Here is a 23,695-nt window from a genome sequence, read left to right on the forward strand (position 1 = left end):
GTCGAGCGCGTGACCGAACCCACGGACCCGTCCGCGTCGATCGAACCGACCGCTCCCACGCTCGAGCCGCTGCTGCGCATCGTGTTGCGCACCGCGGATCCGGTGCAGCTCGGCGACACTCCCATCGGCGCGGAGTCCGTGGCACCGGTCGTGGGTGGTGTGCTGAGTGGGCCCGGGGTCGAGGCCGTCGTCCGCGCCGTCGGTGCCGAGCACGCCCACGTCCGAGCGGACGGATCGACCACGTACTACACCGACCTGTTGGCCGACGTCGAGTCGGACGACCCGGGCGCCGTGATGCGGTTGACGCTGAACTCCGTCCGCTTCGGATCGGCCGAGGTCGTCGAGGCCCTCGATCGCGGGGAGGACGTCGAGTCCGCGCTCTACTACTTCCGCGGCACCCTCACGGTGTCCACGTCGATCCGGACGCTCGCCTACCTGAACAGGGCCGTGATCGTCACCTCCGGCTCGCGTCAGGGCACCCAGTCCGTGGTCGACGCGTTCCTGGTCACGTAGTCGATGACCACCACCGGTGCCGGGCGTCCCAGGCTCACCACCCGTAAGCGACCGGGAGCCACGGCGCGGGAGGAGATCCTCGACGCGGCGGCGGAGCTGTTCACGACGCGGGGTGTCACCAGCACGTCCACCCGCATGATCGCCGACGCGGTCGGGGTCCGGCAGGCGTCGCTGTACCACCACTTCGCCACCAAGGACGACATGCTCGCGGCGCTGCTGGTGGGGACCGTCGACGCACCCCTGGCCTGTGCGCAGGCGCTGCGCGACGCCGCGGCCGACGCTCCGAGGGCGCTGTATGCCCTGGTGTGGTTCGACGCGGACCAGCTCATGACCTCGCGATGGAACCTCGGCGCCCTGTACCTCGTCCCCGAATTGCGCAGCGCACGGTTCGAACAGTTCCGCACTCGTCGCTCCGACCTCATGGCGCTCTACGCCTCGCTGTCGCGGGACGCTCTCGTCGACATCGGCACGCTGGTGGTCTCCGAGGAACTCACACACCTCCCGTTCCGCATCGTCGAATCGGTGATCAGCGCCCGGTCCGATGCGGAATCGACGCGGCACTCCCTCGCGACACCCGACACGATCGCCGACGCCGCGGTGCGCGTGCTGGGGTGGACGGGCTCGACGGCGTCGCTCCGTGACACGGCCACGACACTGCTCGACGCCGCTCGGCCGATCAGTCGGTGAGAGCCGCGACCTCGGCGTCGGTGAGCACGGTCGCCGGGGCTCGCCCGGACGTGCGGACCACGTCGATCGCCCGATAGAGCGGGCGCTCCGACAGCCCGGCCTCGCGGGCCTCGGCGCGAAGCTGGGTCACCAGTACCGACGACAGCGCCAGAGCCGACGCGAGCGGGGACGAGGCCAGTCCGTCCGCCACCGCGCGCAGCGCGATCGGCTGCAGTTCGCGACCGCCGTCGGTCGTGTACATCGCCACGCCGACCGTGACGTCGCCGGACGAGTCGCCGACACGGATCAGCACCTGGCTGACGCGCGCGACCCGCACGAGGACCTCGACCTTCGTCGCGTCCGACAGGTTGACCCGTCGCACGCGGAACGACCCGCGCCGGCTCACCACACCGTGATCGATCCACACGCGTCTGCGGCCGCCCGACACGACGGCGAACCCTGCCGTGGCGACGAGCGCAGCTCCCAGAGCGACACCGACGTACGGCGAGATCAACAGTCCGGCGACGACACCGAGCACGGCACCGACCACGGCGAACACCGCACCGGCGACGCGGAGCCGCGGAACGATGAGCTCCGGCGGCACCAGATCGAGCGCCACCAGCCCTCTGTCGGCCATGGTCAGCTCACTGGCGACAGCGTGGCACGCACGCGAGCGGTGGCCTCGGACAGCGGGATCGACGACTGCTCGCCGGTCGCCAGGTCCTTGAGGCCGATCTCTCCGGCCTCGAGATCGCGATCACCGAGCACCAGCGCGAGGCGGGCACCGGAACGGTCGGCACCCTTCATGGCGCCCTTCATTCCGCGGTCGCCGTAGGAGAGGTCCACGCGGACGCCGGCGGCCCGAAGTTCCCGGGCGATCACCGCGAGACGCAGCTTGGCCTCCGGACCCATGGGCACGCCGTACACCTCGCACCGGGCCGTCGACGCGGGCGCGACGCCCTCGGCCGCGAGAGCGAGCACCGTGCGGTCCACGCCGAGACCGAAACCGATGCCCGACAGGGGCTGCCCGCCGAGCTGCGCCATGAGGCCGTCGTACCGTCCACCGCCGCCGATGCCGGACTGCGCACCGAGACCGTCGTGGACGAACTCGAAGGTGGTCTTCGTGTAGTAGTCGAGACCGCGCACCATGCGCGGATTGACCACGTACGGCACGCCCATCGCGTCGAGATGGGCACGCACGGTGTCGAAGTGGACGCGAGCCGACTCCGACAGGTGGTCCATCATCAACGGTGCGTCGGCCGTCATCTCACGGACGTGCGGTCGCTTGTCGTCCAGGACGCGGAGCGGATTGATCTCGGCGCGGCGACGCGTGTCCTCGTCCAGCTCGAGACCGAACAGGAAGTCCTGCAACAGCTCCCGGTACTGCGGGCGGCAGGTCTCGTCGCCGAGCGAGGTGAGCTCGAGCCGGAAACCGGTGAGACCGACGCTCCGGAAGCCACTGTCGGCCACGGCGATGACCTCGGCGTCGAGCGCAGGATCGTCGACCCCGATGGCCTCGACGCCGACCTGCTGCAGCTGCCGGTACCGACCGGCCTGCGGGCGCTCGTAGCGGAAGAACGGGCCGGAGTAACTGACCTTCACCGGGAGCGCTCCGCGGTCGAGACTGTGCTCGATGACCGCGCGCATCACGCCGGCGGTGCCCTCGGGTCGCAGCGTGACACTGCGGTCACCCTTGTCGGCGAAGGTGTACATCTCCTTGCTCACCACGTCGGTGGACTCACCCACGCCGCGTGCGAACAGCGCCGTGTCCTCGAAGATGGGGAGCTCGATGTGGCCATAGCCCGCGGCCCGGGCAGCGGCGGTGAGACCGTCGCGCACTGCCACGAAGGTCGCGGAGTCGGGTGGCAGGTAGTCCGGGACGCCCTTGGGGGCGGCGAACGGCTGGATGCGCTGTGTGTCGCCGGTCATCGCACACCACCGAGTCCCACGAGGAACGGGTTGCTGCCGCGTTCCGCGCCGATGGTGGTGGACTCGCCGTGTCCGGGCAACACGGCGGTCTCGTCGTCGAGGCACAGCAGGTGCTCGGCGATCGAGGCGAGCAACTGCTCGTGATCGCCGCCGGGCAGATCGGAGCGGCCGATCGATCCCGCGAAGAGCGTGTCCCCCGAGAAGATCACCTGCTGCTCGCCCCCGTCGAGACGGAAGACGACGGAGCCACGGGTGTGACCGGGCGTGTGCGCGACGGTGACACCGAGTCCGGCCACGTCGAGAACGTCGCCGTGAGAAAGTTCCACCACCGTCGCGGGCTCCTCGAAGGTGGAGTGCGCGATCAGCGGTGCCAGGACCGGGCCGATACCGGACGCCGGATCGGTGAGCATGTGGCGGTCGTCGGGATGCACGTACAGGGGAATGTCGAAGCGCGCGCACACCGGCGTCGCGTCCCACATGTGATCGAGGTGGCCGTGCGTGAGGAGCACTGCGATGGGCGTCAGTCCCGCGTCGTCGAGGAACGAGTAGAGCGGCGCCGCGGCGTCCTGGCCGGGATCGACGACGATGCAGTCCGTCCCCTCGTCCCGACTGACGACGTAGCAGTTCGTCTGGAACATGCCGGCGGGGAATCCGGTGACACGCACAGTGAAGGACTCCTCATGCTTTGCGGTGCAGCGATCCGCGATCGGACGAATGCCACCAGCGTAGGCGGTGCGGCCGGGCGCCCCGGAACGTGGGGCAGGCACCTCGGCCGTCCACCGGGTCAGGTGCCTCTCAGGGAAGCCTGGCACACTTCTGCTGCTCACCCGCTCCAGCGAGAAGAGGAACGCCAACCGTGCCGACGAACGAACAACGACGTGACGCTGCCAAGCGCAAGCTCGAACGCCAGCTCGAGAACCGTGCCGCTCGGGCGCGACGACGCAAGCAGGCGACCATCGCCGCCGCCGTCATCGGACTGGTCGTCGTCATCGGCGGCGTCGCTGTCGCCATCGGTGTGACACGCGGCGACGACGACACCGCCGTCGAGGCCTCCGACTCCCCCACCAGCGAGAACGCGACCCCGGAGGGCATGCTGCCCGCCGGCCGCTCGGAACCGCTGCCCGAGACCGTGAGCTGCTCCTACCCTGCGGGCGGCACTGCCGCGAAGCCTGCGAACGCTCCGCAGACCGAGAACGTGCCCACCACGGACGACAACGTCAGCGTCAGCATGGACACCTCGCAGGGCCCGATCGGCCTGTCTCTCGACGCCACGAAGGCGCCCTGCACCGTGAACAGCTTCGCCTCGCTGGCCGGGCAGAACTATTACGACGCCACTCCCTGCCACCGTCTGACCACGGCCGACAGCCTGAAGGTCCTGCAGTGCGGTGACCCGACCGGCGCCGGAACGGGCGGCCCGGGCTACCAGTACGCCAACGAGTTCCCCACGGACCAGTACGCCGACGATCCGGCCGCGTTGCAGTCGCCCGTCCTGTACCCCCGCGGAACCATCGCGATGGCGAACGCCGGCGCCGACACCAACGGCAGCCAGTTCTTCCTCGTGTTCGGCGATTCGCAGCTGCCCCCGAACTACACGGTGTTCGGCACGATCGACGAGACCGGCCTCGCGACGCTCGACAAGATCGCCGCAGCGGGCGTCGAGGGTGGCGCGCAGGACGGTGCGCCGGCTCTCGCGACCACCCTGAACACGGTGCGGCTCGACCTGGCCTGACGGCTCACCCCGCACCCTCCCGCGAGTACGCCGACAGTGTCGTGATTCCGGACGGGATCACGACACGTCGGACGTACTCGCCGGGGGTGTGTCGAGCTCTAGGCCGCCGAGGTCAGGCGATACACGTCGTACACGCCCTCGACGTTGCGCACCACGTTGAGCACGTGGCCCAGATGCTTGGGATCACCCATCTCGAAGGTGAACTTCGAGATGGCGACCCGATCGCCCGAGGTGGTCACCGACGCCGACAGGATGTTGACCTTCTCGTCGGCCAGCGCCTTCGTGACGTCGGAGAGCAGACGGTGGCGATCGAGTGCCTCGATCTGGATCGCGACGAGGAACACCGACGACGGCGACGGTGCCCACTCGACCTCGATCAGCCGCTCCGACTGCGTCTGCAGCGACCCGGCGTTGGTGCAATCGGTGCGGTGCACGCTCACCGAGCCACCGCGGGTGACGAAGCCCATGATGTCGTCTCCCGGCACCGGGGTGCAGCACTTCGCCAGCTTGGCGACGACGCCGTCCGCACCCGACACCATGACCCCTGCGTCGCCGACGCGGCGCGGACGGGTGGGAATAGTGGACGGGGTGGACCGCTCGGCCAGTTCCTCCTCGACATCGCCGACACCGCCGAGGTGAGCGACGAGACGCTGCACGACGTGCTGCGCCGAGACGTGGTTCTCCCCCACCGCGGTGTAGAGAGCCGAGACGTCGACATACCGCAGCTCGTGCGCGATGGCCGACATGGACTCGCCGTTCATCAAGCGCTGCAACGGAAGTCCCCCGCGCCGCACCTCCTTGGCGATGGCGTCCTTGCCGGCCTCGAGCGCTTCCTCGCGGCGTTCCTTGGCGAACCACTGGCGGATCTTGGTCTTCGCACGCGGCGACGCGACGAAGGTGGCCCAGTCGCGGCTCGGTCCGGCCGTCGGGGCCTTCGAGGTGAAGACCTCGACCACCTCGCCGTTGTCGAGCTGACGCTCCAGTGCGACGAGGCGCCCGTTGACGCGGGCACCGATGCACCGATGCCCCACCTCGGTGTGCACGGCGTAGGCGAAGTCCACGGGACACGATCCGGCGGGCAGGGTCACCACGTCGCCCTTGGGGGTGAAGACGAAGATCTCCTTGACCGCGAGGTCGTACCGCAGCGACTCGAGGAACTCCCCCGGGTCCGCGGCCTCCCGCTGCCAGTCGAGCAGCTGGCGCATCCACGCCATGTCGTCGAGCTCCGTGGCGTCACCGGAGTGACGGCCCTTCGTCTCCTTGTATCGCCAGTGCGCGGCGATGCCGAACTCGGCGGTGCGATGCATGTCGCGGGTGCGGATCTGCACCTCGAGAGGCTTGCCCTCGGGACCGACGACCGTGGTGTGCAGCGACTGGTAGACCCCGTAGCGCGGCTGCGCGATGTAGTCCTTGAACCGTCCGGCCATCGGCTGCCACAGCGAGTGGACCACGCCGACGGCGGCGTAGCAGTCCCGGATCTCGTCGCACAGGATGCGCACGCCGACCAGATCGTGGATGTCGTCGAAGTCGCGGCCCTTGACGATCATCTTCTGGTAGATCGACCAGTAGTGCTTGGGCCGACCCTCGACCACGGCACTGATGCGGGAGGCCGACAGGGTCGCGTTGATCTCGGCGCGCACCTTGGCGAGATAGGTGTCGCGTGACGGGGCCCGGTCGGCGACGAGGCGCACGATCTCGTCGTACTTCTTGGGGTGCAGGATCGCGAACGCGAGGTCCTCGAGCTCCCACTTGACCGTCGCCATGCCGAGGCGGTGCGCGAGCGGTGCGATGACCTCGAGGGTCTCCTTCGCCTTGCGCGCCTGCTTCTCCGGCGGCAGGAAGCGCATCGTGCGCATGTTGTGCAGCCGGTCGGCCACCTTGATGACCAGCACCCGCGGATCCCGCGCCATCGCGATGATCATCTTGCGGATGGTCTCGCCCTCGGCGGCGGTGCCGAGCGCGACCTTGTCGAGCTTCGTCACGCCGTCGACGAGATGGGCGACCTCGTCGCCGAACTCGGTGCGCAGCTGGTCCAGCGAGTAGCCGGTGTCCTCGACGGTGTCGTGCAGCAGCGCCGCGACGAGCGTCGTGGTGTCCATTCCCAGCTCGGCCAGGATGTTGGCGACCGCGAGCGGGTGCGTGATGTACGGGTCACCCGACTTGCGCATCTGCGAGGCGTGCCGCTCGTCGGCCACGTCGTACGCGCGTTGCAGCAGACCGAGATCCGCCTTCGGGTACATCGACCGGTGGGTGCCGGCCAACGGCTCGAGCACCGGCTTGACCGCGGTGTTGCGCTGCGCGGTGATGCGGCGGGCCAGCCGCGCACGAACGCGCCGGGACGCGGACGACGGCGCAGTGGGGGTGGCGGAGGAGGGTGCCGGATCGGGCACTGGCTCCGTGGCGGGTGCGACCGGCTCCGGTGTCAGGGCATCGGTGCGCGCTGTCGGATCGGCAGGCTCCGCCCCGAAGGGCACGGGCTCCGTCGCGGCCTCGTCAGCCGCAGCGTCGGCAGGCAGGACGGCGTCGGACGGCAGCGACTCCCCCGCGGCAGGCGGCACTGCTGCGGACTCCTCGGCGGTACGACCGATGTATCGCGTCATGATCGACACCTCCTCAGCTGCTCGAGAGACCCGACTCTATCCGCCGTCACCGGAGCGCACAGCGCACGCCCTCACATCTTCTCGAGGTCGGATGCTCAGACGACGCCCAGTGTCGTGAGCGGTCCATGCTTCCAACGCTCGCGGCCGCCCAGAACTTCCACCTCGAGAACGACGGCGGCACCCACCACGATCGCTCCGCACCGCGTCAACAGTTCGGCGGCGGCCTCGAGTGTGCCGCCGGTCGCGAGCACGTCGTCGACGACGAGTACGCGGCGCCCCTCGAGCGCGATGCCCTCGGCGGAGATCTCGAGCTCCGCCGTGCCGTACTCGAGTTCGTACGACTGCCGGTGCACCGGCGGGGGCAACTTCCCCGCCTTGCGGACGGCGATCACGCCGGTGTTCAACGCCAGCGCGACGCCGGCACCGAGAAGGAAGCCGCGCGCGTCGATACCGGCCACGACGTCGGCGTCACGGCCCGCCTCGGCGAGCGAGTCCACCACGGTGCGCAGCCCCTCCGCGTCGGCGAACACGGGCGTGAGGTCGGCGAAGCGCACTCCCGGCGTGGGGAAGTCGTCGGCCCAGCGCGTCAACCGGGCGACGACGTCCGATCCACCGGGTGCGCTCGTGGTGGGGCTGCTCGATCCGGGTGTACTCATCCGACGAGTATCCACTTGTCCATGTTCCAGCCCGCACCCGCGACCGTCGGGTTCGACTCCACACCACGCATTCCGGACGCCACCGCGGTGACGCGCGGCGCGTTGTAGAGCGGGAGGGTGGGCATGTCGGTCCACAGGATGTTCTCCGCCTCGACCGCCGCGGAGAGCACGGTGGCGTCGGACTGGTCGACGGCCAGGCGATCGATCAGCTCGTCGAGACGCCCGTTGGCGTAGCCGCCGACGTTGACGCCCTGTCCGCCGCGCAGGGCGAAGCGACCGGGATCCGCGGAGGACGTGCCCGACGCTCCCGCCTGTCCGGCGGTGGAGGCCAGGACGGCGTCCACTTCCCCGGCGCGCAGAGCGAGCGGCGAGAAGGTCGGCGACGACGCGTCCACGATCTCGATGCCGAGAGGTGCGCATGACGATGCGATGGCGGCGACGACGGCCGCGCGGCGCTCGTCGGGCCCCAGGTAGCCCACGCGGACGACGGGGTCGGTCAGACCCGCTTCGGCGAGACCCGCGGTCACCCCGGCGACGTCCGCGGTGCGGTATCGCTCCGCCGCGGTGGCCGCCACCGAGCGGTAGGGCAGCGTCGCGGGAAGGGTGGTCCGGCTGTCGACGATGCCGGACCCGCGGCCGGTCTCCGCCTCGTATCCGGGGTGGCCGTGCTGCGCGTACAGCTCGCCGCGGGGAACGCATGCAGCGAAGGCGCGGCGTGCGGCCGGGTCGACGAAGACACCGGACGTGGCCATGGTCAACTGCTCGACGCCGAAGGACGGCTGAGCCGTCGACGTGAAGCCGTCGGGAGTCGCCGTGCCGCCGTCGGCGTCGACGACCTCGATGTCGCCCGATGCCGCCTTGGCCGCGATGTCGGCGCCCTTGGGCCACACGACGACGCGATCAGTGGCGGCGGGAACACCCCACCACTGTTCGTTGGGAACGAGCGCGAGACCGTTCTCGACCGAGTACGACTCGATGCGGAAGGGCCCGGACGACACGAAGACCGCCGGGTCGACGGTTCCGACGTCCTCCCCCTCCGCCGGGGTGAGGTTCCATCCGGTGTTCCAGACGTCCGCGACGCGCCGCAGTGCGTCCTGGTCACCGCCGGCGAGGGTGCTCACCACGTCCGGCACGCCGGCGATGCGGGCCGCGACGTGTGCGGGCATCATCGTCCCGGCGCCGAAGAGGGACTGCCACTCGACGTACCCGCGTCCCGAGCGGAACGTCACGGTCGCGACCTTGTCCGCGGGAGCGCAGTCGATGCGTTCGATGTCGGTGTAACCGGCGGTGGACGCGGCGTCGAAGAGCGGCGCTCCGTCCGCGGCTGTCCGGCCGCTGCGTGCGGCCCACGCCAGCACGAGGTCGTCGCACGTCATCGGCACACCGTCGGACCACACGGCGGGCGCGGCGAGCGTGTAGGTGACCACCTGCTGCTCGCCGGGTACCTCCACGGCCGTCCCGATGTCGGTGTCGCTCACGGCACCGCCGCTCGGGGCGGTGAGCGCGAATCCGGGCAGCACTCGCGAGAAGGCCTGCGGCGCAGCCGAGACCGATCCGGCGACGGTTCCGCCGTTGTAGGTGGTGACGGTGTTGTCGACGGCGTAGCCGATGGACGGGATGCGGGTGTCCTCGTCGCCGCACGCCACGAGTGTCGTGGCCGTGATCGCGGCGAGCGCCGCGACGGCGACGCCTGTCCTGACCCCTGACGACGCACGCATGTCAGCTCCTCCGCTTGCCGCGCTTACCCGTCGGGCGCGCGCCTGCGCGAGGCGCCGCGGCCGCAGTGCGTGCGGTCTCGGCCGGAGCATCCGTTGCCGTGGCGGTCGCCGTGGAACTGGCGCCGGCCGGAACCGCGCTCTCGGCGCGCGGACGCGTGGTGCCCTCGCGCTTCGCGAGCACCTTCTTCGTGTGCGCCGCGACCGGGCCCCATCGTTCCTTCAGCGTGACCACCAGCGGGGTCGCGAAGAAGATCGACGAGTAGGCGCCGATGACGATGCCGACGAGCTGGACCAGTGCGAGATCCTTCAACGTCCCCACACCCAGCAACCAGACCGCGATGACGATGAGGGCGATGACAGGGAGCACGCTGATGACGGTGGTGTTGATCGAGCGCATCAGCGTCTGGTTCACCGCGAGGTTGGCCTGCTCGGCATAGGTGCGCCTGTTGAGGTGCAGGATGCCGCGGGTGTTCTCCTCGACCTTGTCGAACACCACCACGGAGTCGTACAGCGAGAAGCCCAGAATGGTCAGCAGTCCGATGACGGTCGCCGGAGTGACCTCGAACCCGACCAGCGAGTAGACACCCGCCGTGACGAGGATGTCGAAGAACAGGGCCGCGATACCGGCGAGCGCCATGTCCCGCTCGTACCGGACGGCGATGTAGATGCTGACGATCACCAGGAACACCACGAGGGCGATCAGCGCCTTGTCGGTGATCTGGGAACCCCAGGTCTCACTGACGTCGGTGAAGGAGACCGCATCGCGCGTGGTCTCACCCTCCGCGTTGGCGGGCTGGAACGCGTCGAACAGGGCCGTCTGCAGCGCGGACGCCTGCCCCTGGTCCAGCGACTCGGAGCGGATCTGCACGGTGGCGCCGGATCCGGTGCCCACGGTCTGGACGGCGACGGCGTCCTGACCGAGGGTGTCGGTGTAGATCTCCTCGACCTGCGCGGTGTCGACGCCCTGCGGAGCCGGGAACTGCACGCGCGTGCCGCCCTCGAAATCGATACCGAGCGTGAAGCCGCGGACCGCGATCGACAGCAACGACACCAGCACGAAGGCCGCGGTGACGCCGTACCACAGGCGACGGCGTCCGATGATGTCGAACGCGCCGGTGCCCGTGTAGAGCCGCGACAGGAGTCCGCGACCGGCCTCGGGTGCGTCGGGAACGGTGTCCTCGGTGGTGGTGGTCGTCTCGGCCACGGGTCAGGCCTCCTTGCTCGGGCCGGCTGCCGCGGTAGCAGCATCGCGGGTGGTCTTGGCGGCGGCAGCGCGTTTGCGCGCGCGGGCGATCTCCTGGACCGCACCGAGACCGTTGATCGACGGCTTGGACCAGAACTCGGACCGCGAGGCGAGATTGACCAGTGGCCACGTCACGAGGATCACGATGACGATGTCCAGCAGGGTCGACAGGCCGAGCGTGAACGCGAAGCCGCGCACCTGACCGACGGCGAGCACGTACAGCACCGCCGCCGCGATGAAGCTCACCGCGTTGCCGGACAGGATGGTGCGCCGCGCACGGGCCCAACCACGCGGAACCGCCGAGCGGAAGCTGCGGCCCTCGCGTATCTCGTCCTTGATGCGCTCGAAGAACACCACGAACGAGTCGGCGGTCATACCGATACCGATGATCAGACCGGCGATGCCGGCGAGATCGAGCGTGAACGAGATCCATCGACCGAGCAGGACGAGGATCCCGTAGATGGCGACCAGCGACAGCACCAGCGACAGCGCCGTGAGGATGCCGAGCATGCGGTAGTAGAGGAGGCAGTAGATGAGGACGAACACGAGGCCGATGGCGCCGGCGATCAGGCCTGCCTCGAGCGACGCGAGTCCCAGCGTCGCCGACACTGTCTCCGCCTCGGAGGCGGCGAACGACAACGGCAGCGATCCGTACTTCAGCGTGTTGGCGAGCTCGCGGGCACTGTCAGCGGTGAAATTGCCGGTGATCTGCGTGGCGCTGCCCGCGGGGGTCGCGCCCTGGATGACCGGTGCGCTGACGACCTTGGAGTCGAGGGTGAATGCGGCCTGCTTGCCGATGTTCGCCGACGTGAACTGAGCCCAGGTGTTGCCACCCTCGGTGGTGAAGCTGAGGGAGACGACGTTGCGGGACTGCTGGGTGTCGAACTGCGAGCTGGCGTCGGCGATCTGCTGTCCGTCGATGATCGACGGCTCGAGGATGTAGACCGCGGTGCCGTCCGTGGAGCAGGCGACGAGCGGCAGGGCCGGATCGTCGTTGCCCTGCAGGGGGTCGGGCGCGGAGCAGTCGATCGTGGCCATGGCCTGCTGCTGCACTGTCGGGTCGGTGCTCTGCCGCTGCGCCTTCGCCTCGGCGATCGCGTCGGCGGTCTCGTCCGCCGACGACGCGGGCGGGGCGGCACCGGGCTCGGAGGCGGAGGTGTCGGACGGCGCGGGCGTCTCGGACGGCGCGGGTGTCTCGGACGGCGCGGGTGTCTCGGACGGGGCGGGGGTGTCCGTGGGGTCCTGCGCCGGGAAGGGGCGGTTCTGCGGCGCCGGTGTCGCCGGAGCCGTGGTGGCCGCAGGGTCGGCAGCCGCGGGGTCGGCAGCGGGGTCGGTCGCCGCGGGAGCGGGAGTGCCCGCCGGAGTGGGGGCCTGGGACGTCAGCACGGGGCGGATGTACAGCCGGGCCGTCTGACCGAGTGTGCGGGCCTGCGAGCTGTCGTCGCCGGGAACCGTGATGACCAGGTTCTGACCGTCGACGACCACCTCGGAGCCGGAGACACCGAGACCGTTGACGCGGGTCTCGATGATCTGCTGCGCTTGACGCAGGCTCTCCTGGCTCGGGGCGCTGCCGTCGGGCGTCCGCGCGGTGAGCGTGACGCGTGTTCCACCCTGCAGGTCGATGCCCAGCTTGGGAGTCGGGGACTTGTCACCGGTGAAAAAGACCAGGACGTACACGAGGGCGATGAAGACGCCGAACACGGCGAGATACCGCACCGGATACGAGGATCCGCTGGATGGGGCCACGGTGAGTGCTTCTCCTGAGTGAGACGGACCGGCTGGAGGAGACGGACCTGCTGCTGGTCGGACGGGGGTGGAGCGCGGCGGCGGCGGGCGTCACGGACGGCCGGAGCCTGACCGACCGTACCCTCTCCACAACGACGCACCGCCCCCGAGGACGACCTCGGGGGCGGTGTATCCGCTTTGTCTCACTCCTTGGTGAGTCGTGCCTGCGATCGGCCGTCGTCCGCTCCGCCGAGGCCGTTCTCCAGGCTGTCGACGCGCGATCCGGCGTCGCTGTGGTCCTCGAAGTCGCTGGTCGGAGCGGCGTTCTCCGCAGCCGACTCGTCCAGCTCGTCCTCGTCGGGCAGCACGTCGCGCACGACGGCACGCGACCAGGTGGTGATGATGCCGGGAGCGATCTCCAGGTCGACGGTGGTCTCGGTGAGTCCGTCGACGAGGCCGTGCAGCCCGGACGTGGTCAGGACGCGATCACCGATGGACAGCGCTTCCTGCAGCTCGACCGTCTTGGCCACCTCACGCTTCTGGCGGCGGATGCCGAGAAACATGGGCACGAGCAGGGCGAGAACGAGAAGCGGAAACAGCAGTTCCATCAGAAACGTCAATCCTTAGATCTTGGGACTCGGAACCTTCAGTGTGCCACGTTCGGTCGGGCGATCGGGCGTGTCGACCGCCCGAAACGCCGGGATCGTCCGGATCCACCGGCTCAGGTCTCGTCGAAGAGCGTGCGTTGCGGCTCGTTCGTCCGCACCGAGATGCCGCCGACCGCGAGATCCGGCGGGGGTGTGAGACCCATCCGCTCCCACGCGGCGGCCGTGGCCACCCGACCGCGCGGCGTCCGCGCGATCATGCCCGCGCGGACGAGGTAGGGCTCGCACACCTCTTCCACGGTGGCCGGTTCCTCCCCGACCGCGACCGCGAGCGTCGAGACCCCCACGGGCCCGCCGCCGAAGCTGCGGACGAGTGCGCCGAGCACGGCCCGGTCGAGGCGATCGAGGCCGAGCTCGTCCACGTCGTAGACCTCGAGCGCCGCCCGGGCGACCTCGAGTGTCACGCGGCCGTCGGCACGCACCTCGGCGTAGTCCCGCACCCGGCGCAGCAGGCGGTTGGCGATGCGGGGTGTGCCGCGCGATCGTCCCGCGATCTCCGCGGCGGCATCCGCCTCGATGCGCACTCCGAGGATTCCCGCCGACCGCGTCAGGATGCGCTGCAGTTCGCGGGGGTCGTAGAAGTCCATGTGCGCGGTGAAGCCGAAGCGGTCGCGCAGCGGGCCGGTGAGGGCGCCGGACCGGGTGGTGGCACCGACGAGCGTGAACGGTGCGACGTCGAGCGGGATCGAGGTGGCGCCCGGCCCCTTACCGACGACCACGTCGACGCGAAAGTCCTCCATCGCCAGGTACAGCATCTCCTCGGCCGGCCGCGCGATGCGGTGGATCTCGTCGATGAAGAGCACGTCACCCTCGACGAGGTTGCTCAGCATCGCCGCGAGGTCTCCCGCTCGTTCGAGGGCCGGCCCGGACGTCAGGCGCAACGCCGAGTTCAGCTCCCCCGCGATGATCATCGCCATGCTGGTCTTGCCGAGTCCGGGCGGACCGGACAGCAGGATGTGGTCCGGTGTTCCGCCGCGTTGCGTCGCGCCCTGCAGGACGAGCTGCAGTTGCTCCCGCACGCGGGGCTGACCGATGAAGTCGTCGAGCGACTTCGGCCGCAGACTCGCATCGAGATCGCCGTCGTCCGGCACCATCTCGGCGGTGACCAGTGAGTCATCGGTGCCGTCCGGGTCCGTCACCGCGACCTGCCCAGGCTCACCAGGGCCGAGCGCAGAGCCTGCGCCGTTCCGACGGCGGGGTCGTCTGCCAGCACGGCATCGACGGCGGGCTCGGCCTGCTTGGCCGGGAACCCGAGGCCGAGCAGCGCCTCGACCACCTGATCACGCACCGGGCCCGACGAGTGGCCGGGTGCGGCGACACCGGCCGGACCGGACACCACCGCGTCCACCTTGTCGCGCAGTTCGACCACGAGACGCTCGGCGCCGCGCTTGCCGATACCCGGTACCCGCATCAGGGCCGTGACGTTGCCGTCGGTCAGCGCGGTGCGCAGCGCGTCGGGTTCGAGGACGGCGAGCACGGCCATGGCGAGCCGGGGACCGACGCCGGACACCGTCTGGAGCAGACCGAAGAGATCGCGCGACGTAGCGTCCGCGAAGCCGTACAGCGTCATGGAGTCCTCGCGCACGATCATCGAGATGACCAGGCGCGCCTCGGTTCCGCGAGAGAGCCCGGCCAACGTCGCCGGCGTCGCGTTGACGCGGTAGCCGATGCCTGCCGCTTCCACCACCGCGTGGTCGAGGGCGATCTCGAGCACCTCGCCCCGTACCGAGCTGATCATCGCGGCTGCGCTCCCGTCCTCGCGGCGGCCCGCACGGCCGCGCGCTGCTGCTTCAGTTTCTTCTCGTACGCGGCCTTCGCCGCGGCTGCCTGCGCCTCGGCGGCGGCCATCCGCGCCATCATGGGTGCCCGCCAGCAGTGACAGATCGCCAGGGCGAGAGCATCGGCGGCGTCGGCGGGGCGGGGGGCCTGCTGCATGCCGAGAATGCGGGTCACCATGGCCGTCACCTGAGCCTTGTCCGCGGTGCCGTTCCCGGTGACCGCGGCCTTGACCTCGGACGGGGTGTGGAAGGCGACCGGGATACCGCGCCGGGCGGCCGCGAGGGCGATCACTCCCCCGGCCTGCGCGGTGCCCATCGCGGTGCGCACGTTGTTCTGGGAGAACACCCGCTCGACGGCGACCACCGTGGGCCGGTGGGTGTCCAGCCAGTACTCGGCGGACTCGGCGATCAGGAGAAGTCGCTGCGCCAACTCCATGTCGGCCGGCGTCCGCACCACGTCGACGTCGAGCGCCGTGACCGCTCTGCCTGCGCCGGACTCGACCAGGCTCAGTCCACACCGGGTCAGCCCGGGGTCGACTCCCATGACACGCAACGCCCACTCCCTCACCGGATTCGGCCGCTCCGGACCTTCGAACACGTAGAACTGTTGTTCGATACCTTAGCGGCGAGTCGGTGACGAGTGTGGGCGGCGCGCTGGAGTCAGTCCTCGTCGAGCTGCGCGAGCACCTCGTCGGCCAGATCGACGTTGGACCACACGTTCTGCACGTCGTCGCTGTCCTCGAGCGCGTCGATCAGCTTGAACACCTTGCGCGCTCCGTCGACGTCGACGGGCACACTGACGGACGGCTGGAAGCTGGCCTCGGCGGAGTCGTAGTCGATGCCTGCCTCCTGCAGCGCGGTGCGCACGGCGACGAGGTCGGTCGGCTCCGAGACCACCTCGAAGGTGTCCCCGTTGTCGTTGACCTCCTCGGCGCCGGCGTCCAGCACGGCCATGAGGACGTCGTCCTCGGACTGGCCGTTCTTCTCCAGCGTGACGACGCCCTTGCGGGAGAACAGGTAGGACACGGAACCCGGGTCGGCCATGTTGCCGCCGTTGCGAGTCATCGCGACACGGACCTCGCCGGCCGCGCGGTTGCGGTTGTCGGTGAGGCACTCGATGAGGACGGCGACACCGTTGGGCCCGTAGCCCTCGTACATGATGGTCTGCCAGTCGGCGCCGCCCGCTTCCTCACCGGCGCCGCGCTTGCGCGCACGCTCGATGTTGTCGTTGGGGACCGAGGTCTTCTTCGCCTTCTGGATGGCGTCGTACAACGTGGGGTTACCGACGGGGTCACCACCACCCGTGCGCGCGGCGACCTCGATGTTCTTCACCAACTTGGCGAAGGACTTCGATCGGCGGGCGTCGACGACAGCCTTCTTGTGCTTCGTGGTCGCCCATTTGGAGTGGCCGCTCATCGGCAATAGCCCCTTTCGTACCGGCAGAGAACGTGCCCAGCTTACGCGGGCGTGGACGAGGTCCTTCGCTCCCGCACCATGTCGGCGAACAGGGCGTGGACCCGGCGGTCCCCCGTGACCTCGGGGTGGAACGACGTCGCGAGCACGTCGCCCTGCCGCACGGCGACGACGCGGCCCGCCGCGGGACCCTCCGGGACGGTGGCCAACACCTCGACTCCGTCGCCGACCCGCTCGACCCACGGCGCCCGGATGAACACGGCACGCATCGGCTCGCCGCCCACCCGAGCGACGTCGAGGTCGGTCTCGAAGGAGTCGACTTGACGACCGAAGGCGTTGCGCCGCACCGTGATGTCGAGGCCATCGAGATGCACGGCATCCGGGGTGGTGTCCAGGATGTCGGAGGCCAGCAGGATCATGCCGGCGCAGGACCCGTAGGCGGGCATACCGGCGGCGAGGCGCTCGCGGAGCGGATCGAGGAGATCGAAGATCCGCAGCAGCTTCCCCATCGTGGTCGACTCGCCGCCGGGCAGCACCAGACCGTCGACGGCGTCGAGTTCCTCGGGACGGCGCACCGTCACCGCGCTCGCACCGGCGGCAGTGAGCGCCTCGAGGTGCTCTCGCACGTCACCCTGCAGCGCGAGCACTCCGATTGTCGGAGCTGTCACCGTGACGTCTCGAGGCCCGGCGTGTGCTGCGCCGAGCGGTCGTAGCGCATCAGACCCTCCTGCGTGACGGCCGCGACCATCCGGCCCTGACGGTCGTAGATCCGTCCCTGGGTCAACGCGCGGCCGAGGCCGGCGGAGGGCGACGTCTGGTCGTACAGCAACCACTCGTCCGCACGGAACGGGCGCAGGAACCACAACGCGTGATCGAGCGACGCGGTCTGCGTGGCGACGTCCTCGTGCGGGACCTTCGCCGAACCCAGCAGCGTCATGTCCGACATGTACGCCAGAGCGCACACGTGGAAGACCTGGTCGTCCGGCAGCGGATCGCGGTAACGGATCCACACCTGTTGCTGCGCAGCAAGACTGGAGCTCCGGGTGATGCGGTCCTGCGGGACGAGCCGCACGTCCCACCGGTTCCACTCCTTGTAGAACATCTTCTGCCGCAACGCCTCGTCCTCGGCGACGTCGGGGAGGTCTTCCGGACCCACCACTGCGGGCATCCGGTCCTGATGCTCGATGCCCTCGTCCTCCACGTGGAACGACGCCGACATCGTGAAGATCGCCTTGCCGTCCTGGATGCCCGTGACCCGACGCGTGGCGAACGACCGACCGTCGCGGATGCGGTCGACCGTGAAGACGGTGGGCTCGTTCGGGTTTCCGGGACGCAGGAAGTATCCGTGCAGCGAGTGCACGCGGAACGCGGGATCCACCGTCTTCGCCGCGGACACCAACGACTGCCCGGCGACCTGGCCGCCGAACGTGCGCTGCAGCTGACTCGGGACGGAACTCCCCCGATAGATGTCGTTCTCGATGCGCTCGAGCTCGAGGATCTCTTCGATTCCGGCCATGATCACCCTTTCCGGTCGGGACAGACGGGACCTGCCCCGCGAGTACGGCAGAAGTGTCGCAGAATCGGGCCCCGGAACGACACTTCGGCCGTACTCGCGGGGGGCGGAGGCGGCGCGTCGGGCAGGATCGAGGCCGTGCCCCGCTTCTCCCCCACCACTCCCGACGCGGTGGTGGACCACGTCGTGGACCGCATCGACGCCGTCGACGGACGGTGTGTCGTGGCCGTCGACGGTGCGGACGCCGCCGATCCGGTGGCCTTCGCTCAGCGCGTCGTGGCCCGGCTCCGCGCGGACGGCCGCGCCGCCGATCTCGTCTCCCTGCACGACTGGGTGCGGCCCGCGTCGCTGCGACTCGAGTACGGGCACGAGGACGAACTCTCCTACCGCACCCTGTGGTTCGACTACGACGCACTGACGCGCGAGGTGATCACGGCGGTGCGCACGCGCGATCAGTGGTTGCCCGCGCTGTGGGACGAGCGGTCCGATCGCTCCGCTCGCGCTCGGCCGCGAACGGCGGCGCAGAATCAGGTGGTGGTCGTCGCGGGCCCCATGCTGCTGGGGCGTGGCCTCGATCTCGACGTCACGGTGGCGCTGACGCTCACCGAGCGCACCGCGTCGCGCCTCACCCCGGAGGACGAGCGCTGGACGGTGCCTGCCCTGACGGCGCACGCGGAGCACGGCGAACGGGCGGACGTCGAGGTGCGGATGGACCACCCCGACCGCCCGGCCCTGCTCGTCGAGCGCTGACCACCCCCGCAGACCGGAGGTGGTGTCAGATCACCAGCCGCGCTCGGCGAGGCGGTGCGGCTGCGGGATCTCGTCGACGTTGATGCCGACCATGGCCTCGCCCAGGCCGCGGGAGACCTTGGCCAGCACGTCCGGGTCGTCGAAGAAGGTGGTCGCCTTGACGATGGCGGCGGCGCGCTGCTCGGGGTTGCCGGACTTGAAGATGCCGGACCCGACGAAGACACCCTCGGCACCGAGCTGCATCATCATCGCGGCGTCCGCCGGGGTGGCGATGCCACCGGCGGTGAACAGGGTGACGGGGAGCTTGCCCGCGCGGGCGACCTCGACGACGAGATCGTAGGGAGCCTGCAGCTCCTTCGCGGCGACGTACAGCTCGTCCTCGGGCAGCGACGTCAGGTGGCGGATCTGGTCACGCAGGGTGCGCATGTGCGTGGTCGCGTTGGACACGTCACCGGTGCCGGCCTCGCCCTTCGAGCGGATCATGGCCGCGCCCTCGGTGATCCGGCGCAGCGCCTCGCCGAGGTTGGTCGCACCACAGACGAAGGGAACCGTGAACTTCCACTTGTCGATGTGGTTCGCGTAGTCGGCGGGGGTCAGCACCTCGGACTCGTCGACGTAGTCGACGCCGAGGCTCTGCAGGATCTGTGCCTCGACGAAGTGGCCGATGCGCGCCTTCGCCATGACGGGGATGCTGACCGAGGAGATGATGCTGTCGATCATGTCGGGATCGCTCATCCGCGAGACGCCGCCCTGTGCGCGGATGTCCGCGGGCACCCGCTCGAGAGCCATGACGGCGACGGCGCCGGACTGCTCGGCGATCTTCGCCTGCTCGGCGGTGACCACGTCCATGATGACGCCACCCTTGAGCATCTCTGCCATACCGCGCTTGACGCGGGCGGTTCCGGTGGACGGAGTGGCGTCCTGCTCGGACGGGAGGGTGGTGGTCACGGTGATCTCCTCAGGCATGCGGGAATGTGTGCACCGCGAGCCTAGGCTCGGCTGGACCTCGTCGCGATAACCACTTCGACCGCACTGGCCCGCTATGGCTGCCATCACACCAGGTCAGTGGATGGCGCGCACGTCCGGATCGGTGCGGAGAGCCAGCACCGTGTCCGCCTCGTCGAGCAGCTCCGCCATCGCGCGCGGATAGACCGCGTCGCCCGAGGCGGCCAGTGACCGGATCTCGTCCGCCGTGCACCAGCGATGTCCGGTGACGACGCGACGCTCGAGCTCCGTGAAGCCCGTGCGCACCGGCTCGAACGCCTCGGCGCGGAGGGCGAAGAACAGCTCCTCCGACCGGATCACGACGCCGTCGAAGGAGAACGTCGCGGTCCGACGCCACATGGGCCCGCGCAGGTCCTCCGCCGAGGCGACCATGCCGGTCTCCTCGCGCAGTTCGCGAACGGCGGCGTCGCGCAGGGTCTCCCCCACCTCGACGCCCCCACCGATGGTGAACCAGAAGTGCACGTCGGGCACCGACGGATCGTGACCCCGCAGCAGCAGCACGCGGCCGCGTCCGTCGAGCAGCACGACCCGCGCCGACGTCCGGGTCGACGCGCCCTCGACCTCCTCGAGGGTCGCCTCGCTCTCGGACAGCTCGAAGTAGGTCGGCATCGCGGCCGTCCCACCGAGTCGGAGCAGGCGGACGGGTCGACGCGATCGCAGTGCGACGGTGTCGCGGACCGCGTCGTTGTGGAACCGCCGGGCGATCTGCACCCGCGCCTCCGCGTCGGCGAGTTCGGAGATCATCTGCGGGTTCAGCCGGGCGAGGTCGATGCGGCCGAGTGCGACGGACACCGCGTTCTCGGCGCGCTCCCGGTCGGCACGCTCCGCCCGTTCCGCCCGATCCGCGAGCGTCGTCAGGGTGCGGCTCTCCACCGATCCCGGCGCGTCCAGGGCGGCGGCGACCGCACGGGTCACCACCGACCGACGGGCCAGGGCGGCCTCGAGGGACTGCCAGGACCGGTCCGAGCGCACGTGCAGTCGGTCGAGACGGTGCGCCGTCGAGTACGCCCACAGGCCGAGGAGCAGGACCAGCAGTGCCACGACCACGACGGCGGCGGCCACCCAGAACGTCATCAGTCGATCACCTTCACCGTGCGACCGGCCACCGCGACCGCCTCGTACACCCGGACGATCTGCTCCGCCACGACGGGCCAGTCGTAGGACACGGCGGCGCGGCTCGCCTGACGCACCAGGTCGGCCCGCTCGTCGTCGTTCGACAGCACGCGGATCACCGCGTCCGCCATGGCCTCGGAATCGCCCACCGGGAAGAGCACACCGGCCGTGCCGTCACGCAGCACGCGGCGGAACGCGTCCAGGTTGCTCGCGACCACGGGCGCGCCCGCTGCCATGGCCTCCACCAGCACGATGCCGAAGCTCTCGCCGCCGGTGTTCGGAGCACAGTAGATGTCGGCGCTGCGCAGTGCCGACGCCTTCTCGGCGTCCGTCGTCTGGCCGAGGAAGCGGAAGTGCTTCGCCAGATCGCCGGCCTCTCGGCACAGCTTCTGCTCGTCGCCGCGGCCCACGACCAGCACCTCGATGTCCGGGAACACCGCGGCGATGGGCCGGAGCGCGGCCAGCAGGGTCTGCATGCCCTTGCGGGGCTCGTCGTAGCGGCCGATGAACACCAGCGTCCGGCCCGGCCGGGGATACCCGGGCAACAGGGGCGCCGTCGCGAACGCGGGGACGTGGACCCCGTTGGCGATCTCCACCGCATCGGACCCCAGAGCCTCCACCTGCCACCGTCGCGCCAGCTCCGAGACGGCGATGCGCCCGGCGATCTTCTCGTGATACGGGCGCAGCACACCCTGGAAGGTGCTCAGCAGCAACGACTTCGTGGTCGAGGCGTGGAACGTGGCCACGATCGGACCGTCCGCGATCTTCAGCGACAGCATCGACAGACTGGGCGCGTTCGGCTCGTGGATGTGCAGGACCTCGAACTCGCCCTTCTCGATCCACGCCCGGATGCGGGTGTAGGTCACCGGACCGAACGCCAGGCGCGCCACCGAGCCGTTGTACGGGAAGCTCAGGGCCTTGCCCGTCGAGACGACGAAGTCGGGCAGCGCCGTCTCGTCGCTCGCCGGAGCCAGGACGCTGACACGGTGACCGCGCTGGATCAGTACCTCGGCCAGTTCCGCGACGTGCGCCTGCACGCCACCCGGGACGTCGAACGAGTACGGGCAGACGATGCCGATCTTCACCGGTCGGCCTCACCGGTCATGCGGTCACGCCGGCCCTGCGAGAGGTCGTCCCACCACAGCGGCTGCAGCATGTGCCAGTCGGCCGGATGCGCGGCGATGTTGGCGGCGAAGTGGTCGGCGAGCGACTGGGTGGCCTGCTCGACGCCGGCGGAGACGTCGATCGGGGGCTCGACCGAGAAACCCCAGCCGGTGGGGGTGAACCAGCAGTGCACCGGGAGCAGAGCCGCACCGGTGTCGATCGCGAGACGCGCGGGCCCGGCCGGCATGCGGGTCGGCTCCCCGAAGAACGTGACGGGCACCCCGTGGCGGGCGAGGTCGCGCTCACCGAGGAGGCACACGACCTTTCCGTCTCGCAGGCGCTCGGAGAGTTGCTCGAACGGCGGGCGTTCGCCGCCGCTCAGCGGGAAGATCTCGAACCCGAGGGACTCGCGGTACGCGACGAAGCGTTGGTAGAGCGACTCCGGCTTCAGCCGTTCGGCCACCGTCGTGAACTGGCCGCGGGTGCGCGTGAGCCAGACGCCCGCCATGTCCCAGTTCCCGCTGTGCGGGAGCGCGAGCACGGCGCCGCGGCCGGACGCCAGCGCCGCGTCCAGATGTTCCTGGCCGACGACGGCGTCGTCGATGGCCGCGGCCTGGGCCGCGAGATCCATGGACGGCAACCGGAACGCCTCGCGCCAGTACCGCGCGTAGGAGCGCACCGACGCCTGCACGAGGTCGTCCGGTACCGCGTCCGCGGTGGTGCCCAGCACGCGGGCGAGGTTGCGGCGCAGCTGCTCCGGTCCACCGTTGCGGCGCGCGGCGAGGTCGGCGCCGGCGTCGAAGAGTCGGGTCGCGACGCCGTCGGGCAGCGCCCGGACGACCCGCCATCCGGCGATGTATCCCGCGGCGCCGAGCCGCTCCGACAGACTCATCCAGCCGTGCTGTCCGGCTCGATCCGGTTGGCCTTCGGCTGGATCGGAATGATGTCGCGGGCACCGGCGGAGTTGCGGACGGCCAGTACACGCTGGAACACCGTGACGATGCTCGCCGCGGCCAGAAAGTACGTCGCGACGGGCAGAGCGAACTGCAGCCAGGTGAGATCAGCGAGTTGGCCGATGCCGGTGAGCCCGGATCCGACGAGGACGATCACCAGGCGGTCCGGACGTTCGATCAGGCCACCGTCGGCGGACAGTCCGCTCGCCTCGGCACGGGCCTTGGCGTAGGAGATGACTTGCGACGTCACCAGACACACGAGCATCGCGACGAACAGCGGCCGATCGTTCTGGTGGAAGACCGCCCACCACGACAACCCGGCGAAGATGGCGCCGTCGGCCACGCGGTCGCACGTCGCATCGAGCACGGCGCCGTACTTGCTGCCGCCGCCCCGCGCACGTGCCATCGCACCATCGAGCATGTCGAACATGACGAACAGCCAGATCACCAGCGTGCCGATGAACAGATGGTCCGCGGGGAACAGCGTGATCGCGGCGACGACGCTCGCGACGGTGCCGATGATGGTGACGGAGTCCGGCGTGAGACCCGTGCTGTTGAGGGCGCGGCCCAGCGGCGCGGTGACCTTGGACGCCGATGCCCTACCGAAGATGCTCAGCACGAC

At 70.0% G+C, this 23,695-nt stretch carries 24 protein-coding genes; 4 read left to right on the plus strand and 20 right to left on the minus strand.

Annotation, left to right across the window (positions count from 1 at the left end; genetic code table 11):
* The first annotated feature begins 9 nt into the window (after positions 1–9).
* Together HQ312_RS01375 and HQ312_RS01380 are read left to right on the plus strand one after the other, a co-directional pair.
* Positions 10–513, plus strand: coding sequence for a DUF3237 domain-containing protein (locus tag HQ312_RS01375; RefSeq protein WP_222637608.1), 504 nt, complete (start codon positions 10–12; stop codon positions 511–513).
* A 3-nt stretch (positions 514–516) separates the two neighbouring features.
* On the plus strand, positions 517–1,200 hold the full coding sequence (locus HQ312_RS01380; protein WP_222637609.1) for a TetR/AcrR family transcriptional regulator: 684 nt from the start codon (positions 517–519) through the stop codon (positions 1,198–1,200).
* On the opposite strand, the gene HQ312_RS01385 is transcribed toward HQ312_RS01380, so the two are convergent.
* The 3 genes from HQ312_RS01385 to HQ312_RS01395 are packed head-to-tail and all read right to left on the minus strand — an operon-like array spanning position 1,190 to position 3,773.
* Positions 1,190–1,816 (minus strand): hypothetical protein, encoded by a 627-nt coding sequence (locus HQ312_RS01385; protein WP_027505236.1) that lies wholly within the window; start codon positions 1,814–1,816, stop codon positions 1,190–1,192. The genes HQ312_RS01380 and HQ312_RS01385 overlap by 11 nt on opposite strands.
* Positions 1,817–1,818: 2 nt before the next feature.
* Complete coding sequence (gene hisS / locus HQ312_RS01390) at positions 1,819–3,108, minus strand: histidine--tRNA ligase (protein ID WP_056444766.1); 1,290 nt, start codon at positions 3,106–3,108, stop codon at positions 1,819–1,821.
* On the minus strand, positions 3,105–3,773 hold the full coding sequence (locus HQ312_RS01395; RefSeq protein ID WP_222637610.1) for an MBL fold metallo-hydrolase: 669 nt from the start codon (positions 3,771–3,773) through the stop codon (positions 3,105–3,107). Before HQ312_RS01395 ends, hisS begins: the two co-directional genes overlap by 4 nt.
* Before the next feature lie 191 nt (positions 3,774–3,964).
* Between HQ312_RS01395 and HQ312_RS01400 the strand changes: the two genes are divergently transcribed.
* The gene (locus HQ312_RS01400; RefSeq protein WP_027505233.1) at positions 3,965–4,837 is read left to right on the plus strand and encodes a peptidylprolyl isomerase; all 873 of its coding nucleotides are present in this window, start codon (positions 3,965–3,967) and stop codon (positions 4,835–4,837) included.
* Positions 4,838–4,935: 98 nt separating this feature from the next.
* Here the strand turns inward: HQ312_RS01400 and HQ312_RS01405 are convergent, their stop codons facing one another.
* The 12 genes from HQ312_RS01405 to HQ312_RS01460 form a co-directional block, all read right to left on the minus strand.
* Positions 4,936–7,437, minus strand: coding sequence for a bifunctional (p)ppGpp synthetase/guanosine-3',5'-bis(diphosphate) 3'-pyrophosphohydrolase (locus tag HQ312_RS01405; RefSeq protein WP_307092871.1), 2,502 nt, complete (start codon positions 7,435–7,437; stop codon positions 4,936–4,938).
* Between the two features lie 95 nt (positions 7,438–7,532).
* The gene (locus HQ312_RS01410; protein WP_027505231.1) at positions 7,533–8,093 is read right to left on the minus strand and encodes an adenine phosphoribosyltransferase; all 561 of its coding nucleotides are present in this window, start codon (positions 8,091–8,093) and stop codon (positions 7,533–7,535) included.
* Positions 8,090–9,811: an ABC transporter substrate-binding protein gene (locus HQ312_RS01415; RefSeq protein WP_222637611.1), complete on the minus strand. Its 1,722-nt coding sequence runs from the start codon at positions 9,809–9,811 to the stop codon at positions 8,090–8,092. Before HQ312_RS01415 ends, HQ312_RS01410 begins: the two co-directional genes overlap by 4 nt.
* 1 nt (position 9,812) lies before the next feature.
* Positions 9,813–10,949, minus strand: coding sequence for a protein translocase subunit SecF (gene secF, locus HQ312_RS01420; RefSeq protein WP_261782000.1), 1,137 nt, complete (start codon positions 10,947–10,949; stop codon positions 9,813–9,815).
* Between the two features lie 69 nt (positions 10,950–11,018).
* The gene (gene secD / locus HQ312_RS01425) at positions 11,019–12,800 is read right to left on the minus strand and encodes a protein translocase subunit SecD (RefSeq protein WP_222637613.1); all 1,782 of its coding nucleotides are present in this window, start codon (positions 12,798–12,800) and stop codon (positions 11,019–11,021) included.
* 182 nt (positions 12,801–12,982) lie between these two features.
* Positions 12,983–13,387, minus strand: a complete 405-nt coding sequence (gene yajC, locus HQ312_RS01430; RefSeq protein ID WP_081821185.1) for a preprotein translocase subunit YajC — start codon at positions 13,385–13,387, stop codon at positions 12,983–12,985.
* 113 nt (positions 13,388–13,500) lie between these two features.
* Positions 13,501–14,538, minus strand: a complete 1,038-nt coding sequence (ruvB, locus tag HQ312_RS01435) for a Holliday junction branch migration DNA helicase RuvB (protein WP_056445240.1) — start codon at positions 14,536–14,538, stop codon at positions 13,501–13,503.
* Positions 14,539–14,579: 41 nt separating this feature from the next.
* On the minus strand, positions 14,580–15,182 hold the full coding sequence (gene ruvA / locus HQ312_RS01440; protein WP_027505227.1) for a Holliday junction branch migration protein RuvA: 603 nt from the start codon (positions 15,180–15,182) through the stop codon (positions 14,580–14,582).
* Positions 15,179–15,775, minus strand: coding sequence for a crossover junction endodeoxyribonuclease RuvC (gene ruvC, locus HQ312_RS01445; RefSeq protein WP_027505226.1), 597 nt, complete (start codon positions 15,773–15,775; stop codon positions 15,179–15,181). The genes ruvA and ruvC overlap by 4 nt, the downstream gene beginning before the upstream one ends.
* 107 nt (positions 15,776–15,882) lie before the next feature.
* The gene (locus HQ312_RS01450) at positions 15,883–16,638 is read right to left on the minus strand and encodes a YebC/PmpR family DNA-binding transcriptional regulator (RefSeq protein WP_222637614.1); all 756 of its coding nucleotides are present in this window, start codon (positions 16,636–16,638) and stop codon (positions 15,883–15,885) included.
* Positions 16,639–16,679: 41 nt separating this feature from the next.
* Entirely contained in the window at positions 16,680–17,303 is a 624-nt protein-coding gene (gene pdxT / locus HQ312_RS01455; RefSeq protein ID WP_027505224.1) for a pyridoxal 5'-phosphate synthase glutaminase subunit PdxT, read from the minus strand.
* Positions 17,300–18,151, minus strand: coding sequence for an acyl-CoA thioesterase II (locus tag HQ312_RS01460; RefSeq protein ID WP_027505223.1), 852 nt, complete (start codon positions 18,149–18,151; stop codon positions 17,300–17,302). Before HQ312_RS01460 ends, pdxT begins: the two co-directional genes overlap by 4 nt.
* A 135-nt stretch (positions 18,152–18,286) precedes the next feature.
* Between HQ312_RS01460 and HQ312_RS01465 the strand changes: the two genes are divergently transcribed.
* On the plus strand, positions 18,287–18,898 hold the full coding sequence (locus HQ312_RS01465) for a hypothetical protein (protein ID WP_197027759.1): 612 nt from the start codon (positions 18,287–18,289) through the stop codon (positions 18,896–18,898).
* Positions 18,899–18,928: 30 nt separating this feature from the next.
* Here HQ312_RS01465 and pdxS read toward each other — a convergent pair whose 3' ends face one another.
* From pdxS to pgsA, 5 genes are all read right to left on the minus strand, one after another.
* Positions 18,929–19,864: a pyridoxal 5'-phosphate synthase lyase subunit PdxS gene (gene pdxS, locus HQ312_RS01470; RefSeq protein ID WP_051613209.1), complete on the minus strand. Its 936-nt coding sequence runs from the start codon at positions 19,862–19,864 to the stop codon at positions 18,929–18,931.
* 96 nt (positions 19,865–19,960) lie between these two features.
* Positions 19,961–20,977, minus strand: a complete 1,017-nt coding sequence (locus HQ312_RS01475; RefSeq protein WP_027505221.1) for an NUDIX domain-containing protein — start codon at positions 20,975–20,977, stop codon at positions 19,961–19,963.
* On the minus strand, positions 20,977–22,101 hold the full coding sequence (locus tag HQ312_RS01480; protein ID WP_222637615.1) for a glycosyltransferase family 4 protein: 1,125 nt from the start codon (positions 22,099–22,101) through the stop codon (positions 20,977–20,979). Before HQ312_RS01480 ends, HQ312_RS01475 begins: the two co-directional genes overlap by 1 nt.
* Entirely contained in the window at positions 22,098–23,012 is a 915-nt protein-coding gene (locus HQ312_RS01485; protein ID WP_222637616.1) for a phosphatidylinositol mannoside acyltransferase, read from the minus strand. Before HQ312_RS01485 ends, HQ312_RS01480 begins: the two co-directional genes overlap by 4 nt.
* A complete protein-coding gene (gene pgsA, locus HQ312_RS01490; RefSeq protein ID WP_056444783.1) occupies positions 23,009–23,692 on the minus strand; it encodes a phosphatidylinositol phosphate synthase in 684 nt (227 codons plus the stop codon). Before pgsA ends, HQ312_RS01485 begins: the two co-directional genes overlap by 4 nt.
* Positions 23,693–23,695: the final 3 nt, after the last annotated feature.

The organism is Rhodococcus sp. BP-316, from assembly GCF_019836105.1.
Lineage (GTDB): Bacteria > Actinomycetota > Actinomycetes > Mycobacteriales > Mycobacteriaceae > Rhodococcoides.

Coding starts and splice junctions, on each gene's coding strand:
- HQ312_RS01380 (WP_222637609.1), top strand. CDS start 517: ATGACCACCACCGGTGCCGGGCGTCCCAGGCTCACCACCCGTAAGCGA.
- HQ312_RS01385 (WP_027505236.1), bottom strand. CDS start 1,816: ATGGCCGACAGAGGGCTGGTGGCGCTCGATCTGGTGCCGCCGGAGCTC.
- hisS (WP_056444766.1), bottom strand. CDS start 3,108: ATGACCGGCGACACACAGCGCATCCAGCCGTTCGCCGCCCCCAAGGGC.
- HQ312_RS01405 (WP_307092871.1), bottom strand. CDS start 7,437: ATGACGCGATACATCGGTCGTACCGCCGAGGAGTCCGCAGCAGTGCCG.
- HQ312_RS01410 (WP_027505231.1), bottom strand. CDS start 8,093: ATGAGTACACCCGGATCGAGCAGCCCCACCACGAGCGCACCCGGTGGA.
- HQ312_RS01415 (WP_222637611.1), bottom strand. CDS start 9,811: ATGCGTGCGTCGTCAGGGGTCAGGACAGGCGTCGCCGTCGCGGCGCTC.
- yajC (WP_081821185.1), bottom strand. CDS start 13,387: ATGGAACTGCTGTTTCCGCTTCTCGTTCTCGCCCTGCTCGTGCCCATG.
- ruvB (WP_056445240.1), bottom strand. CDS start 14,538: ATGGTGCCGGACGACGGCGATCTCGATGCGAGTCTGCGGCCGAAGTCG.
- ruvA (WP_027505227.1), bottom strand. CDS start 15,182: ATGATCAGCTCGGTACGGGGCGAGGTGCTCGAGATCGCCCTCGACCAC.
- HQ312_RS01450 (WP_222637614.1), bottom strand. CDS start 16,638: ATGAGCGGCCACTCCAAATGGGCGACCACGAAGCACAAGAAGGCTGTC.
- HQ312_RS01460 (WP_027505223.1), bottom strand. CDS start 18,151: ATGGCCGGAATCGAAGAGATCCTCGAGCTCGAGCGCATCGAGAACGAC.
- pdxS (WP_051613209.1), bottom strand. CDS start 19,864: ATGCCTGAGGAGATCACCGTGACCACCACCCTCCCGTCCGAGCAGGAC.
- HQ312_RS01475 (WP_027505221.1), bottom strand. CDS start 20,977: ATGACGTTCTGGGTGGCCGCCGCCGTCGTGGTCGTGGCACTGCTGGTC.
- HQ312_RS01485 (WP_222637616.1), bottom strand. CDS start 23,012: ATGAGTCTGTCGGAGCGGCTCGGCGCCGCGGGATACATCGCCGGATGG.